The 15,233-nt window shown below is 57.2% G+C and carries 12 protein-coding genes; 10 read left to right on the top strand and 2 right to left on the bottom strand.

What is annotated here, in order from left to right; genetic code table 11:
• Positions 1-53: 53 nt before the first annotated feature.
• Both otnI and AB7M29_RS19495 read right to left on the bottom strand, forming a co-directional pair.
• Positions 54-836, bottom strand: coding sequence for a 2-oxo-tetronate isomerase (otnI, locus tag AB7M29_RS19490; RefSeq protein ID WP_454247596.1), 783 nt, complete (start codon positions 834-836; stop codon positions 54-56).
• A gap of 299 nt (positions 837-1,135) precedes the next feature.
• Positions 1,136-2,701: a carbohydrate porin gene (locus AB7M29_RS19495; RefSeq protein ID WP_454247597.1), complete on the bottom strand. Its 1,566-nt coding sequence runs from the start codon at positions 2,699-2,701 to the stop codon at positions 1,136-1,138.
• 169 nt (positions 2,702-2,870) lie between these two features.
• Between AB7M29_RS19495 and AB7M29_RS19500 the strand changes: the two genes are divergently transcribed.
• From AB7M29_RS19500 to AB7M29_RS19545, 10 genes are all read left to right on the top strand, one after another.
• Positions 2,871-4,145, top strand: coding sequence for an ABC transporter substrate-binding protein (locus AB7M29_RS19500; RefSeq protein WP_454247598.1), 1,275 nt, complete (start codon positions 2,871-2,873; stop codon positions 4,143-4,145).
• A 21-nt stretch (positions 4,146-4,166) separates the two neighbouring features.
• Complete coding sequence (locus tag AB7M29_RS19505) at positions 4,167-5,129, top strand: carbohydrate ABC transporter permease (RefSeq protein ID WP_217856044.1); 963 nt, start codon at positions 4,167-4,169, stop codon at positions 5,127-5,129.
• A complete protein-coding gene (locus tag AB7M29_RS19510) occupies positions 5,126-5,968 on the top strand; it encodes a carbohydrate ABC transporter permease (protein ID WP_217856045.1) in 843 nt (280 codons plus the stop codon). The genes AB7M29_RS19505 and AB7M29_RS19510 overlap by 4 nt, the downstream gene beginning before the upstream one ends.
• A gap of 27 nt (positions 5,969-5,995) precedes the next feature.
• Positions 5,996-7,141: an ABC transporter ATP-binding protein gene (locus AB7M29_RS19515; protein WP_454247599.1), complete on the top strand. Its 1,146-nt coding sequence runs from the start codon at positions 5,996-5,998 to the stop codon at positions 7,139-7,141.
• A complete protein-coding gene (locus tag AB7M29_RS19520) occupies positions 7,138-8,640 on the top strand; it encodes a glycoside hydrolase family 32 protein (protein WP_217856049.1) in 1,503 nt (500 codons plus the stop codon). Before AB7M29_RS19515 ends, AB7M29_RS19520 begins: the two co-directional genes overlap by 4 nt.
• A gap of 92 nt (positions 8,641-8,732) precedes the next feature.
• Positions 8,733-9,725 (top strand): LacI family DNA-binding transcriptional regulator, encoded by a 993-nt coding sequence (locus tag AB7M29_RS19525; protein WP_217856051.1) that lies wholly within the window; start codon positions 8,733-8,735, stop codon positions 9,723-9,725.
• A 670-nt stretch (positions 9,726-10,395) separates the two neighbouring features.
• Positions 10,396-10,917 (top strand): transcription/translation regulatory transformer protein RfaH, encoded by a 522-nt coding sequence (gene rfaH / locus AB7M29_RS19530; protein WP_217856490.1) that lies wholly within the window; start codon positions 10,396-10,398, stop codon positions 10,915-10,917.
• A gap of 233 nt (positions 10,918-11,150) precedes the next feature.
• Entirely contained in the window at positions 11,151-12,305 is a 1,155-nt protein-coding gene (locus AB7M29_RS19535; RefSeq protein ID WP_454247600.1) for an outer membrane beta-barrel protein, read from the top strand.
• Positions 12,306-12,317: 12 nt separating this feature from the next.
• Positions 12,318-12,851, top strand: a complete 534-nt coding sequence (locus AB7M29_RS19540; protein WP_123721779.1) for a polysaccharide biosynthesis/export family protein — start codon at positions 12,318-12,320, stop codon at positions 12,849-12,851.
• A gap of 2 nt (positions 12,852-12,853) precedes the next feature.
• A complete protein-coding gene (locus AB7M29_RS19545) occupies positions 12,854-15,100 on the top strand; it encodes a GumC family protein (protein ID WP_217856055.1) in 2,247 nt (748 codons plus the stop codon).
• Positions 15,101-15,233: the final 133 nt, after the last annotated feature.

Here is a 15,233-nt window from a genome sequence, read left to right on the forward strand (position 1 = left end):
CGCTTTCCCTGTTGGCGGATTTCTTCATTCTGGAGCCTGAATAGCGTAGGGCGTTAGCGCGCCTTCCAGTCACGCAACCACTGCAAGCCGGCCGAGGTGTTACCACGCGGCCGGTATTCGCACCCTACCCAGCCGTCATAACCCAACTGATCGATCAGCTCGAACAGATAGGGATAGTTGACTTCTCCCAGGTCCGGCTCATGTCGATCCGGCACGCCGGCGATCTGGATGTGGCCGATGCCGTCGAAGTCCCGACGCAGTTTAGTCGCCAGGTCACCTTCGACGATCTGGCAGTGGTAGCAGTCGAACTGAACCTTCAGGTTACTGGCGCCCACTTCCTTGCAGATGGCTTGGGCCTGATCCTGCCGGTTGAGGAAAAAGCCCGGCATGTCCCGCGTATTGATCGGCTCCAGCAGCACCGTGATGCCAGCCTTGGCGGCCTGCGCGGTGGCGTAAGCCAGGTTCTCCAGGTACACGCCGTGATGCCGTGGGCGATCGCTTTCCGACGGCAGCAAGCCGGCCATCACATGGATGCGCGAGTTGCCCAGCACCGCGGCGTATTCCAGCGCGCGATCGAAACCGCTACGAAATTCACTCTCCCGCCCCGGCAACGACACCGTGCCCCGCTCGCCCGCCGCCCAATCGCCGGGCGGTGCGTTGAACAGTGCCTGCACCAGGCCGTTGTCGCTCAAGCGCTGTTTGAGTTCCTGAGCGCTGTAATCGTAGGGAAACAGGTATTCCACGGTTTCGAAACCATCGGCGGCAGCGGCGGCGAAGCGGTCCAGAAACTCATGTTCCGGGTAGAGCATGCTGAGATTTGCAGCAAAACGAGGCATGGTAGCTCCTTGGATAGAAGGTTAGACAAACGGCCAGATCAACAAGGTAATACCGAAACCCAACGTGCCGAGCAAGGGTCAGCAGAAAGCCCTGGGCGGGTACCGGCAGACCGGTGGTACGCAGCATATCGGAGACAACGGCGCCGATTCCGGTATCCACCAACACCTTACCGAACCCGCGCATGTTCCTGATGCTTAATGTTCCAGGACAGCACTACCGTGCTGCTGGCCAAAAAAAATGGATCTCTTTTCAGGGATCCATTTTTTAATGCGTGGAGCGGGTAGTGATGAAGCAGATATCAGAACCAGGTTTCCATCTGTATGCCGTACTGCCATACACCGCCGGCGTTGAAGTCCGTCTTGCCGAAGTTGTCTGTGGAGCTGTATCTGTCCAGATCTGAAGACCAGTTCATGAGACTTGCGAACACTCGCAATTCGGGGCGTGTGAGCAGGTCTCCAAAGTCAGGCTTGAATGTCGGAGCGACCGTGAATTTCCAGAAGTTACCGTCCACCGCATTACGTTGCATGTAACCCTTGGGATCGAGGTCCATGGTTTGCCAGCTCATTTCGTAGGCCATCTCGAAATTGCTGTTGATTTCATTGGCCAACCGCACGTTCAGGGTCATCCAGCGGTAGTCGTCACCCTTGACGTATCTGTCCTTGCTCTGTTCGGCCAACAAGCTGGGGCCGATGCGCCAGCCGGGTGCAATGGGTGTCTCGCCATAAAGGGCCAGACGCAGAGCCCGGGCGTCGTCGATCAGTTCGCCATCCGAACCGATGTTCTTGACCTCTGCCCCCAAACCTTGCCCATAGAGCAGCGCCGTTTTGAAGAAGCCTTCCCTGCCGAAAAAGTTTTTCTGGTGATTGGCCAGCATGCTGTGCAAGCCGGAATCCGCAGGCGTCAGGCCCGCTTCATTGGTGCGAGTGCCAAAGTCGTTTTTCTTCGAGCCAATGCCATTGAACATCCACTGCCACTGACCATTATCGAAGAACTGGTTGGAGGTCAGGATGTAGCTTTCCACATCGGCGTTGACACCGCCCTCACTGAAATCTCCGTAGTTACGCCCGATCAAGGAGTAATTCGAGCGCCAGTTCTTGTTCATCTGCACATCGTAGATACCACCCCCGGTGCCGGCCAGAAAGATGACGTCCGAGTCCAGCCAGTGGATATCGAAATTGTCCCTGTCGAATCGTTTGCCTGCCCACAGGGTGGAATTTTCGAACACTGAATTGCCCTTGAAGGCGGCGAGATGATCGAGTTCAGTAAATACCTGACGCACATTCAGGTTGCTCTCGTCCGCCGTCCAGTCATTGGAACTCTCCACCCCATCGGCGATGGACACCGTGAATTTGGAACGGGTGCCGTTCTGCGCGTAGGCTTCTTTCGACAGGTCTATGCGCATGTAGGTGTCGTCTTCGTTACCGAGTCGCCCGACGGCGCCACCGACTGAACCGGCCGGTGTTGTATAAGGGCCGCCACGACCACCACCCAGCCCATCGTTGATCAGCAATCCGGAACGGGCGTAGCCCTTGAAGCTGAAACCGTCAGTGAGGTGTCCGCTGCTGCCCTGCTTTTCCATGCTTTGCTGACGGGCTTCAAGTTTTGCCAGTCGGGTGTCCAAAGCAGGCGCCGACATGGCTGCTGCAGTAGACGCAGCGGGCTGCAAGGCGGAAGTGGAAAGTTTGATTTGCTGCAATTCCCTGGCGAGTGCCTGGGTTTGCTGTTCGGCTGCGGCGGCGCGTTTTTCCGCTGCGCTGGCACGGGCTTCAAACGCGGCCATGCGCTCTTCCAGAGTAGCGGCCTGAGTGGTCGCCGCCGAGGTGCCGAGCACGCCTGCGAGTAGCCAGCTTGATGCTTTCTGCATGGGGGATTTCCTGTTTTGTTTTTATTGTTTTGTTCCAGTGGCCGAGCCTTTTTTCCGTGTTTCGCGGATTGCCAAAATCGACAAAAAAAAGGATGCCTCATCGCAAATACGCTGCTACATTGACGATGTTAACGTTAACTTTTCTAAAAACAAAAATAAAGAGGGCTTTATGAAACAGCTGAAATCTCTCCTTCCAGCAGCACTGCTAACCCTCTGTGCCGGGCTTCCATCCCTCTCGAGCGCAGCCGATTTGACGATCTCGTGTGGGGCGGTGGGTGCGGAGTTACAACTCTGCAAAGAGGCTGTCGAGGCGTGGTCGAAACAGACCGGCAACAACGTCGAGGTGGTTTCCACGCCTAACTCGGCGACCGAGCGGTTGTCGTTCTATCAACAGATCCTCAGTGCGCAGTCCAGCGACATCGACATCATTCAAATCGACATGGTGTGGCCGGGGATGCTGGCCAAACATTTGATGGATCTGCGCGAGGTGCTTCCCGCCAACGCGACCCAGGGCTACTTCCAGGCACAGGTGGATAACGCCACGGTGAACGGACGGCTGGTGACGATGCCGTGGTTCACCGACTCGGGCCTGTTGTATTACCGCAAGGACTTGCTCGAGAAGTACAACGAGCAGGTTCCCCAGACCTGGGAAGAAATGACCGCTACCGCGAGGAATATTCAACAGGCCGAGCGCACTGCCGGGAATCCCAATGCATGGGGTTACATCTTTCAAGGACGCGCCTACGAGGGCCTGACGTGTAATGCGCTGGAGTGGATCAGCAGCCAGCCGGAAGGCGGACTGGTCAATCCACGAGGCGACATCGTGGTCAACAGTCAGGCTTCAAGAACGGCTTTGACCCTGGCGAAAAGCTGGGTGGGAGACATCTCCCCGCGTGGCGTACTCAATTACACCGAGGAAGAAGGTCGTGGCGTATTCCAGTCGGGAAATGCGCTGTTCATGCGTAACTGGCCTTATGTCTGGGCCCTGGTGCAAGGCAAGGACAGTGCGGTAAAAGACAAGGTCGGGGTCGCTCCCCTGCCCCGCGGCGGCGAGACCGGCAGCCATGCATCCACCCTCGGTGGATGGGGCCTGGCGGTATCGCGTTATAGCGCCCATCCAAAACTTGCCGCAGAGCTGGTGAGCTACTTGACCAGTGCCCAAGAGCAAAAACGTCGTTCCCTGATAGGCGCCTATAACCCGGTTATCGAGTCGCTGTATCAAGACCCCGAATTGCTCGCGGCAATGCCTTATTACGCTCAGCTGCACAGCATTCTCAACGATGGGGTGATGCGCCCCGCCTCCATCACTGCCGATCGCTATCCACGGGTCTCCAATGCGTTCTTCGATCGAGTGCATGGCGTGCTGGCGGGCGAGTTGCCTGTCGATCAAGCGCTGGCGGAACTGGAAAGCGAACTCACGCGCATCAAACGCCGGAACTGGTAAGTCACAAGGAAGGAAATCACCATGTCTGTCTCTTCTACCCATGCCCCCTGTGAGGAGCTTCTGCTCACCAGGGAAACGCCCGTACAACGTCGCCGAGTACGCGCCGCCTGGCTGTTTCTGACACCGATGCTGTTGTGTCTGGCCCTGGTGGCAGCCTGGCCGCTACTGCGCACATTCTGGTTCAGCCTGACCGACGCCAACCTGGCGGACACCGGTGGCGGAACCTTCATAGGTTTTAGCAATTATCTATTCCACAACGGTTCCAGCTGGTCGGGCATTCTGGTCGATCCACAATGGTGGAACGCGGTGCGCAACACCTTGCATTTCACCGTGGTGTCGGTGGGACTGGAAGTCGTACTGGGACTGCTGGTGGCGTTGCTGCTGAACATCAAGTTCACCGGACGCTCCCTGGTGCGTGCATTGATTCTGATTCCCTGGGCGATTCCGACCATTGTCTCGGCAAAGATCTGGTCATGGATGCTTAACGACCAGTTCGGCATCATCAATCACCTGATGCTGAGCCTCGGCCTGATTGACGCGCCCCTGGCCTGGACGGCAGATGCGGACCTGTCGATGTGGGCGGTGATCATCGTCGACGTCTGGAAGACCGTCCCGTTTGTCACGCTGCTGATGCTGGCTGCCCTGCAGATGTTGCCGAATGATTGCTACGAAGCTGCCAGGGTCGATGGCATTCATCCGCTGAAGGTGTTCTGGCGTGTCACGCTTCCCCTGCTGATGCCCGCATTGCTGGTGGCGGCGATCTTCCGCATCCTCGACTCCCTGCGGGTATTCGACGTGATCTATGTGCTGACCTCGAACTCGTCGAGCACCATGAGTATGTCGGTGTATGCCCGCCAACACCTCGTGGAGTTCCAGGACGTCGGTTACGGCAGCGCGGCCTCGACGCTTTTGTTTCTGGTGGTTGCGGTCATCGCCCTGCTTTATCTCTACCTCGGACGCCGTCAACTGGAGGTCCGCTCATGAGCCCTCGTCTACTGAAAAAAGCACTGTTGCGCCTCGGGTTCTGGTGTCTGATCGGGGTGTTGCTGCTGTATGCGGTTTTCCCTTTCTACTACGCCATCGTGACTTCGCTGAAGCCGTCCAGCGCCTTGTTCGAGGTGAGCTACTGGATCCATAACCCCGACTTCTCCAATTACGCGGCGGTACTCCATCAAGCTTCATTCCTGCGGGCTATCGGTAATTCGCTGGTGGTTGCGCTGTGCGTGGTAACACTGGCGCTGTTCCTCAGCCTGACCGCCGCCTATGCCTTGGGCCGGGTGAAGTTTCGTGGGCGTGGCACGGTCTTGATGATGGTCCTTGGCGTGTCGATGTTTCCTCAGGTCGCGGTGCTGTCGGGGCTGTTCGAAGTGATCCGCGCCCTGGGTCTGTACAACACGTCCTGGGCGTTGATCCTGAGCTACACGATTTTCACCCTGCCCTTCACCGTCTGGGTGCTGACCACGTTCATGGGGCAACTGCCCCACGAACTGGAGGAAGCGGCAATCATGGATGGCGCTTCACCGTGGGTCACGCTGACCCGAGTGCTGCTGCCGCTGCTCTGGCCCGCACTGGTCACCACCGGCTTATTGGCCTTCATCGCAGCGTGGAACGAGTTCCTCTTTGCGCTGACCTTCACCCTCACCGACACCCAACGCACGGTGCCGGTCGCCATCGCCTTGATTTCCGGCGGCAGCCCCCATGAGTTGCCTTGGGGGTTATTGATGGCCGCATCGGTGCTGGTCACCGTCCCACTGGTGATTCTGGTGCTGATCTTCCAGCGCCGAATCGTTTCCGGCCTCACTGCCGGCGCGTTAAAGGGTTGATGCCCAACAAAGACAAGGAACAGCATCGTGATCAAATTGAAACTGGACAACGTGAACAAACAATTGGGCGGCGCGCGGATTCTTCGCGACGTCAGCCTGGAAATCGCGGCGGGTGAATTCGTGGTGTTCGTTGGCCCTTCGGGCTGCGGAAAATCGACCCTGCTACGACTGATCGCCGGACTGGACTCGATCTGCGGCGGCGACCTGCTGATCGACGGGCGTCGGGTCAACGACCTGGAGCCACGCGAGCGTGGCGTCGGCATGGTGTTTCAGTCTTATGCGCTGTACCCGCACATGAGCGTCTACGACAACATCAGTTTTGGTCTCAAACTGGCCAAGACGGAAAAGACCAGCCTGCGCGAGCGCGTACTGAAAACGGCGCAAATCCTGCAGTTGGACAAGCTGCTGCAACGCAAGCCAAAGGAACTGTCCGGAGGGCAGCGTCAGCGTGTGGCCATGGGCAGAGCCATGGCGCGGGAACCGGACATTTTGTTGTTCGATGAACCACTCTCCAACCTGGATGCATCCTTGCGGGTGCAGATGCGTAACGAAATTGCCCGACTGCATGATCGACTCGGCTCGACCATGATCTACGTCACCCACGATCAGGTTGAAGCGATGACCCTGGCCGACAAAATTGTCGTGCTCAATGGCGGTCGCGTAGAACAGGTCGGCTCACCGCGCGAACTCTATGAACGCCCGGCCAGCCGCTTTGTCGCGGGTTTTCTCGGTTCGCCCAGAATGAATTTTCTGCCAGTGCGCCTGCAGACGCCAGGCGAAACCAGCCTGGTCAACACCCTCGTATGGGGTATCACCTCCCTCCCCTTCGACAGCTCGAATCTGGCGGCAGGCACGCAGCTGACCCTGGGGATTCGCCCGGAGCACGTGTCGCTCAAGGCGGCGGAGGGAACCGCCGGCGTCGTCGTGACCGCGGTCGAATACCTGGGCAGCGAAACCTATGTGCACCTCGATACACGTCTGGACGAGCCACTGATCTGTCGTTGCGAAGTCAGCGCCGGCTGGCAGGCGGGCGATCGGGTTGAGCTGCTGCTGGACATCGACAACCTGCACCTGTTCGACGCCGACGGCGCGGCCTTGAACCGTCATCCACACGCCATTGAAACCCTGCCGGATGGCGTCCCTCTGCGCTCGGCACGAGCAAGCGCCCTATGACTGTGTATTTGAATCCCATGAACGACCCAATGTCTTGCGCCCTTGACCTTGCGCAGTGTGCGCTGAGTGATGGCCTGTCTCGCGTCATCGATGATTATCGGCCCGGTTATCATCTTGCCCCTCCAGCGGGCTGGATGAACGACCCTAACGGGGTGGTGTACTTTGGTGGCGAATACCACGTGTTCTATCAACACCACCCCTTCGACGCGAAATGGGGCCCGATGTATTGGGGGCATGCCAAGAGCGCCGATCTGGTCCATTGGCAGCATCTGCCCATTGCGTTGGCGCCCGGCGATGACTTCGACCGCGATGGTTGTTTTTCCGGTAGCGCGGTGGTGTGTGGCGACACCCTGGCACTGATCTACACCGGGCACACCTGGCTGGGGGACGTGGGGGACGAGCGCTCGATCCGTCAAGTCCAGTGCCTGGCCACCAGCACCGACGGCATCCGGTTCGTCAAGCATGGCGCCGTCATCGACACCGCGCCGCAAGACACGATCATGCACTTTCGTGACCCCAAGGTATGGCAGGAGGATGACTATTGGTACCTGATTGCCGGCGCACGTCTAGGCGATGTGCCGTTGCTGCCGCTGTACCGTTCCACGGATCTGCATAGCTGGGAATTCCTCGACTATGTGTCCAGCGGCAGCGCGGGCGATGGCTATATGTGGGAGTGCCCGGATCTGTTCCGACTGAACGGACGCGATGTGCTGCTGTACTCCCCCCAGGGCATGCAACCCGAGGGTTACGAACGGCTCAACAAGTACCAGACCGGTTATCGAGTGGGCCGACTCGACAGCGAATGGCACTTCACCGGCGGGCCTTTTATCGAGTTGGATAACGGCCACGATTTCTATGCCGCGCAAACGCTCCTGGCCGCCGATGGCCGGCGCCTTGTGTGGGCGTGGCTCGACATGTGGGAAAGCCCGATGCCGAGCCAGGCCCATCATTGGTGCGGCATGCTCGGTTTGCCGCGCGAACTTGAACTGCACGCCGATCGCCTCTGCGTGTACCCGGCACGGGAGCTCACCGCTCTGCGCATGGCGCCATTGCCGGGCACATCCTGGTGGGATGAGTCGGGAACCCGGTGCGTGCCGGAAGTGAATGGCGACATGCTCGAAATCCATGTGCATCTGGATTTGCGCGGCTGCACCGATGGCCACCTCGGAATCGCCTTGCGTTGCAGCGACGATGACCATGAAGAAACCCTGCTCTACTACGATGCGTCGCTGCAGCGACTGGTGCTCGACCGCAACCGGTCGGGTGCGCAAGTCGCCGGTCAACGCAGCGTGTTGATAGACCCGACACAAGAGCGACTGGAATTGCGCGTGTTTCTTGATCGCTCGTCCATCGAGGTGTTCGACGAAAACGGGCGCTTCAGCCTCAGCAGTCGCCTCTATCCGCGGCCAGACAGTCTGGGGGTGAAGCTGTTTGCCAGCGGGAGTGGCGGGCGTGTCTCGATTCCCAAGGCATGGCCTCTCGATTCTGGATGGTTATGAGCGAGGGATGGCTATGAGCGGCGTCATTCGTGTCGCGAGAAGCCCGGGCCCTGTGTCATGATCCTGCGTCAACCTGACCGGCCTCGCCTCGCATGACTTCAGTGAAAGACGTTGCACAGCTGGCCGGCGTGTCCCTGATGACGGTTTCTCGAGCGCTCAATAATCCGGAAAAACTGAGCCCCGAAACCCTTCAGCGGGTGCGTCGCGCCATTGACGAACTGCAATTCGTACCGAGCCTGTCGGCGCGCAAGATGCGCGGCGACAACCTCCAGTCGCGCACCATCGGTGTGTTCGCACTGGACACCGCGACCACACCGTTCGCGGTCGAACTGCTGCTGTCCATCGAACAGACCGCGCAGCAGGCTGGCTGGAATGTGTTCATTCTTAACCTGTTGAGCAACCCGCCCACCGACCAGAACATCGACCTGATGTTGTCGCACCGTCCCGACGGGTTGATCTTCAGTGCCATGGGGTTTCGCCAGGTGAGCATTCCCGAGCGCTTGAAGAGCAAACCCTTGGTACTCGCCAATTGCCTGGCGGATGACAGTCGCCTGGTCAGTTATGTGCCAGACGACGAAACGGGGCAGTATCGCGCCGTACATCACGCGTTGAGCCAAGGCTATCGGCGCCCTCTTTGTATCAATCTGCCAAAACAGAGTCTGGCTTGGGACCTGCGACACAAGGGCTTGCTGCGTGCCTGTCAGGCATTCGGCCTTGCGCCTGACGCACTCCTGCAATACGACCTTTCCGATCATGATGCCTATGGTGAAACCGCAGCCATCCTCGACCGGCACATTATTGACGGTCGCCCAGAATTCGACATTCTGATTTGTGGCAACGACCGCATTGCCTTTTGTGCCTATCAGCTGTTGTTGGGCCGTGGCCTGAAAATTCCCGACGATGTCGCCGTGCTTGGTTACGACAACATGATCGGCATCGCCGAACTGTTCATCCCGCCGCTGACCACCGTGCAACTGCCGTACTACGAGATCGGTCGCAATGCGGCCCTGCACCTGATCGAGGCCCTCGAAGAATCGGGAGCTCAGCCAGTCGATTGTCCATTGGTGGTCAGGGCGTCGCTATGAAGCGATTGACGCATTCCATTCGTAACCTGAGGCGCTTACGCTCTGGAGGCAACGCGGTAGTGGGCAATCCCCTTGCCCTTTACCAAATCGCGCGCCAATTCAGATTCAATAAAACACTTTAAAAACAATAGATTGAAGTCAGCGAGTGGATTATTGGACAGAAGGCTATATTTTTGACTAGTGACATTTGACAGGCCGTCTGGAGTGGTCGATACCTAAGTGGGTCGACGTATAACAAAAGATGTAACTCCATTAATAGATATACGCTGCCCCTGCGTTTAAGTTCACGATCGAAAGTGCTTGTTTTTCAAAGGACCGTGCGTTCGGACCCTGCGGTAGCTTTGGCCATCGCAAAAGAACACCCTTCCTCTGATGACACGACGACATCACTTATAGCGTTAAGTAACGTTTACACTTTCTATCAAGAGTTTTGATTGAGCGCAGCCCCGACAAGAGAATCTTCCCGCACTAGGCAGCGCCTACGCCAGATTATTGACTCAACCTTTATTGTCATCGTTACTTGTGCATTACATGCTTCATTATTAATACACCTGTTCCAATGACTTAACACCTTCGCGATTCCACATTCTCTATAGAGTTCATTGGAAGCGCAGTGGCATTGCTGAAGCGCGAACAGGCATGTTTAACCAATATTTCGGAGCCTGCCAGAATGCTGACGAGTACCCAAGGTTCCAACTGGTATCTTTTGCAGTGCAAGCCGCGTCAGGACGAACGGGCACAAATCAATTTATTGCGACAAAACTACGTCATATTTTGCCCGCAAATCATTAGCGAGCGCCTGATTCATGGCAAACCCCATCAATCGCTTGAGTCTCTGTTCCCCGGGTATCTTTTCATTCAGCTGAGCCGTGACGACAAATGGGCTCCGTTGCGTTCTACCCGCGGGGTCAGCCGCATCGTCGATTTCAATCATGGCCCGGCAACGGTCCCGGACGACGTCATCGAGCATCTGCGTATCCGGTGTTTCAAACCACCAGAATTGCACACACCCCAACCGTTCAAGCCTGGGGAAACGCTGCAAATAACCCGAGGACCATTATCGACACTTGAAGGTATTTTCCTGAGCATGTTAGGTGACGAACGCGTCATGATTCTTCTGCACTTCTTGAATAGAGAACATCAGGTTCGCGTGCCATTGACTGACATTGAGCGGCCCCGGCCTAATTTATAAATAAATCATTGTCTTTTTTAACTAGCGCGCCTTGCAACAATCTGTACAGTTCCAAATACATCGCCGTTATTGCCAGCACTCTTTTGAATTATTGCACTCTGCACAGCTATTTGATTGAACTTATAAACTCCTCCCCATGAACAAATTATTGATAGCTATCGGCGTTACACAACCACATTCACCCACTTTTTTTCCGGTCTATAGTCATTGAACTCACCCCCAGGAGCAATAATATGACTCTCAAGACCCGTGGCCCTTTCGCACTGTTCATGATCTATTTATGTCCCGGAACGGCCTGGAGTCTTGATCCCCAGTCCATTGATATCTATGGATTCGACTTCACTCCCACCCTGCTGTTTTCAGAAAGTTATGATGACAATTTCCGCGAACTGGAGCGGGCGCAGTCTTCCATGGTGACAAAAGTGGCACCCACTTTCGAACTCAAGGCGGAAGACCGCAACAGTGCCACCCGACTTATCTGGCAGCCTACACGGTACATTTATCATGACGATTCGGATGCCTCGAATACGGCACAACGCGTGCGCCTGAACAGCATCATGGAATTCACCGATCGCCATCGACTGAAACTTGAAGCGGAAGCACGTAAATACGAGCGTACGACGTCGACCGCAGTCGATGGCATCAATGACAAGATTCGCAGTAACCGCGTCAATGGTCTCTATACCTACGGCGCCAGGAGCGCTGCCAATCAGATCGATCTGGGCGCCAGTTACGCTCAACTTCGCTACGACAATTCAGGCGGCATCAACGACGACAAAGAGCGCGATACCACTGGCCTGACCAGCACCTGGTACCACCGCATCGGCAGCAACACACGTGGATTGCTGGAATACGACCATACCGACTTTGATTACCGGTCCAACAACCGTCTCAACAGCACATCCGATGCGGTCCTCGCCGGTGCCGAATGGGATTTCACCGCACGCACCTCCGGCAAAGTCCGTGTGGGTTATGAGCGCAAGAACTTCGATGACAGCAGTGTCGATGACCTCAGTAACCCGACCTGGCGGGTGGATCTGCGATGGAAACCACGAACCTATTCGACCTTCTCGTTTGTTGCCCGCCAAGCCATGGCCGAGGGCGACGACGGTGCTGATGCCGTCAAAACCACCTCGGCCCTGGTCGGCTGGCGTCATGGCTGGACCGAACGCATCACCACGGTGGCCGAAGTCGGGCTGGCCCGCTATGAGTACGAAGGGCAGGAGCGCACTGATGACCTTCGTGATTACAACCTCGCCGTGGAATACGCAATGCGCCGCTGGCTGGATATCGAACTGGGCTATCGCTACCGCAACGATGACTCCGATGCGGACGATCAGAGTTTTGAACGCAACATCTTCCTGCTCAGCTTCAACGTAAGTCTCTAAGAGGTTTTCCCCATGAACTCGCGAATGCTTGGCTTGTTGTTCGTGCCGTGGCTGTTGCCCGTGACTTTTGCAGCAGACACCGGTGCCCAGTACAAACTGGCAGCCGGCGATGTATTGCGCATCACCGTGTTCGGTGAGCGGGATCTGAGCTTCGAGAAAATCCGTCTCAATGATGCCGGAATGTTTTCCTATCCATTTCTGGGTGATATTGCCGCCAAGGGGCTCACTCCCAATCAGGTGGAAAAGATCATCGTCGACGGGCTAAAGCAAGGGTACCTGGTCGACCCCAAGGTCAGCCTCAACCTGATTGCCTACCGCTCGTTCTACATCAATGGAGAGGTACAGAAACCCGGCAGCTATCCGTTCGAGCCCGGGCTGACACTGGAGAAAGCCATCGCTCTGGGCGGCGGCCTGACCGAGCGAGCCTCGATCAAGCGGGTGACCATCGTGCGCGGCGATGGCTCCCCACCACTGACCGACACGGTCACGCGCAGCACCGCCATCGCCCCCGGTGACACCATTTCCATTGCACAAGGCTTTTTCTAATCATGGACAACAGCCCTAGCCTATATGTCGAACGTCCACTCCAGCCGCATGTGCCGCAGCATCAGCCGTACAGCGAGGAAAAGGACACCATTGACCTGCTCAAATACTGGAGGGTGATCTGGCGCGCCCATTGGAAAATCGGCTGGCTGGTACTGCTTGGCTGTGCGCTGGCGATGGCCACGCTGTCGTTCATTCCCTCGCAGTACATCGGCAGCACCACGCTGCTGATCAAAGAAAAAACGCCACCGTTGTTGACCTTTCAGCAAGTCACGGATTCGAGCGCCGGTACCGTCGATTATTTGCAAACGCAACTGGCACTCCTGCAATCGCGGGACCTCGCAGAGCGGGCAGTCAGAAAGCTGAACCTGACCACGCACCCGGTGACCGATCCGCGCCAGCAACCGAAGTCGTGGTTCACGCCGCGCAAGTGGTTGGCAACGCTTGAGCTAGGCCAATGGCTGCCAGTACTAGGCCGTTTGACACCCATCGAGGTAATGCCCTCCGAAGCCGAGATCTTCAATCAAGTCACGCAGAACCTCATGCGGCGTACCAGCGTCAAATTCGTCGGCAAGAGCCAGCTGATCAAAATAGAGGTGGAGCTGCCCGACCCTGGTTTGGCGGCCGCTACCGCCAATGCGATTGCCCAGGGCTTCATCGATAGCCAGCTCGACAACAACCTGAAGTCCTCGCTGACCAATACCAGCTGGATGAACTCACGCCTGATCGAGTTGCGCAATAACCTGCGCAGTGCCGAAAACAAACTTCAGGGCTACCGGGAAGCTCAAGGCCTGGTCGACGTCGGCGGTGTCGCCACCATCAGCGCCAATGAACTGGAATTGACCGGCAATCGCATGATCGATGCCCGCCGTAATCTGGCAGAGGCCGAGAGCCAGTTCCGTCAGGTCCAGGCCCTGAGCAATGGCAACTTGAGCAACCTTTCCAGTGTGCCGGCCGTCTTGAGCAACCCTTTGGTGCAGAAATTCCAGGCTCAACAGGCCAAGGCTCAAGCCAAGGTCGAAGAGTTGTCGGGGCGCTACGGTCCAAAACATCCGACCCTTGCCGCCGCTCGCGCCGAGTTGCGAATGGCCACCGACAGTTTGCGTGTGCAGGTTCAGCAGGTGGTTGCCGGGATTGAACATGAGTACCAGCTATCCCGGGCCAATGAAAACTCACTGCGTAAATCATTCAACAGCAACAAGGCGCAGCTACAGGATATTTCGCGCAAGGAGTTTCAACTGCGTGAGTTCCAGCGTGAAGTTGACAGCAGCCGCGCGCTGTATGAAACCTTCGTCACCCGTTTAAAGGAAACCGCAGCCACGTCCGACATGGACTCCACCAAAGCACGCATCGTCGACCCTGCGATTGTTCCTCTGGAACCGAGCAAGCCACGTAAAACACTGATTCTGGCGATTGTCGCCGTCGTGGCTGCGCTGATCGGTGTAGCACTGGCATTGCTGTCCGAAACCCTGAACAAAACCTTCAAGACCGACGAAGCGATCGAAAGCACACTTGATGTTCCTCTGCTCAGCGTGGTGCCGCTGGTCACCAAGAGAAGCCGCCGACAACTGGCGCGACTGTTCGACGACAACGACCATCCGCGTTTTTGCGAGACCATCCGCAACCTGCGCACCTGGTTGATGCTGCACAGCGGCGACACGCCGTCACACGTGGTACTCGTTGCCTCGACCATGGCCGATGAAGGTAAAAGCACCATCGCCAACAACCTGGCCTACTCACTCGCCAAGCTGGAACGTGTGCTGCTGATCGACGCCGACATGCGCAGACCCAGCCTGTCGCTCAATTTCGATTTTCCGGCTGACGGCCCGGGGTTGGCCAACGTCCTGGCGGGCACTGCGCGGCTCGAAGACTGTATCCGTTCTGTCGGCAATCTCGACATGCTGCCGGCCGGCAAGCTGTCGCCGCCACCGCTGGATCTGCTCAGTTCGTCGCGCCTGGCCCCCATGCTTGAGGCGCTGAAGTCGCGGTATCAACGCATCATCATTGACTCCCCGCCTGCACAAATGGTCAGCGATGCACTGTTGCTGGCCAAGCATTCGGACGCGGTGATCTACGTGATCAAGGCCGAAAGCACGCCTGTCAGCCAGGTACAGAAGTGCCTTGCGATACTGCAGCAGAGTCATGCGCCGGTGTTCGGTGTGGTGCTCAACCAGGTTGACCTGAGCAAGGCCCGCAAACAGGGCTACAGCCATTCCGATACGTTTCAGAACTACGACTACATGTCCCGGTAAAACCTTGCGTCTGCCTCATCCGTAGTTCCCTCCAAACATCTACCAAAAGCTGCTTCATCCCAGTCGAGCTATACCAGCGTGCGGGAACGAGGGCGTGCACTATTCGGCGCCGATGTCCAACCCATGCCCGGAG

This window comes from Pseudomonas sp. F-14 TE3623 (assembly GCF_053629015.1).

Coding starts and splice junctions, on each gene's coding strand:
- otnI (WP_454247596.1), bottom strand. CDS start 836: ATGCCTCGTTTTGCTGCAAATCTCAGCATGCTCTACCCGGAACATGAG.
- AB7M29_RS19495 (WP_454247597.1), bottom strand. CDS start 2,701: ATGCAGAAAGCATCAAGCTGGCTACTCGCAGGCGTGCTCGGCACCTCG.
- AB7M29_RS19500 (WP_454247598.1), top strand. CDS start 2,871: ATGAAACAGCTGAAATCTCTCCTTCCAGCAGCACTGCTAACCCTCTGT.
- AB7M29_RS19505 (WP_217856044.1), top strand. CDS start 4,167: ATGTCTGTCTCTTCTACCCATGCCCCCTGTGAGGAGCTTCTGCTCACC.
- AB7M29_RS19510 (WP_217856045.1), top strand. CDS start 5,126: ATGAGCCCTCGTCTACTGAAAAAAGCACTGTTGCGCCTCGGGTTCTGG.
- AB7M29_RS19520 (WP_217856049.1), top strand. CDS start 7,138: ATGACTGTGTATTTGAATCCCATGAACGACCCAATGTCTTGCGCCCTT.
- AB7M29_RS19525 (WP_217856051.1), top strand. CDS start 8,733: ATGACTTCAGTGAAAGACGTTGCACAGCTGGCCGGCGTGTCCCTGATG.
- rfaH (WP_217856490.1), top strand. CDS start 10,396: ATGCTGACGAGTACCCAAGGTTCCAACTGGTATCTTTTGCAGTGCAAG.
- AB7M29_RS19535 (WP_454247600.1), top strand. CDS start 11,151: ATGACTCTCAAGACCCGTGGCCCTTTCGCACTGTTCATGATCTATTTA.
- AB7M29_RS19540 (WP_123721779.1), top strand. CDS start 12,318: ATGAACTCGCGAATGCTTGGCTTGTTGTTCGTGCCGTGGCTGTTGCCC.
- AB7M29_RS19545 (WP_217856055.1), top strand. CDS start 12,854: ATGGACAACAGCCCTAGCCTATATGTCGAACGTCCACTCCAGCCGCAT.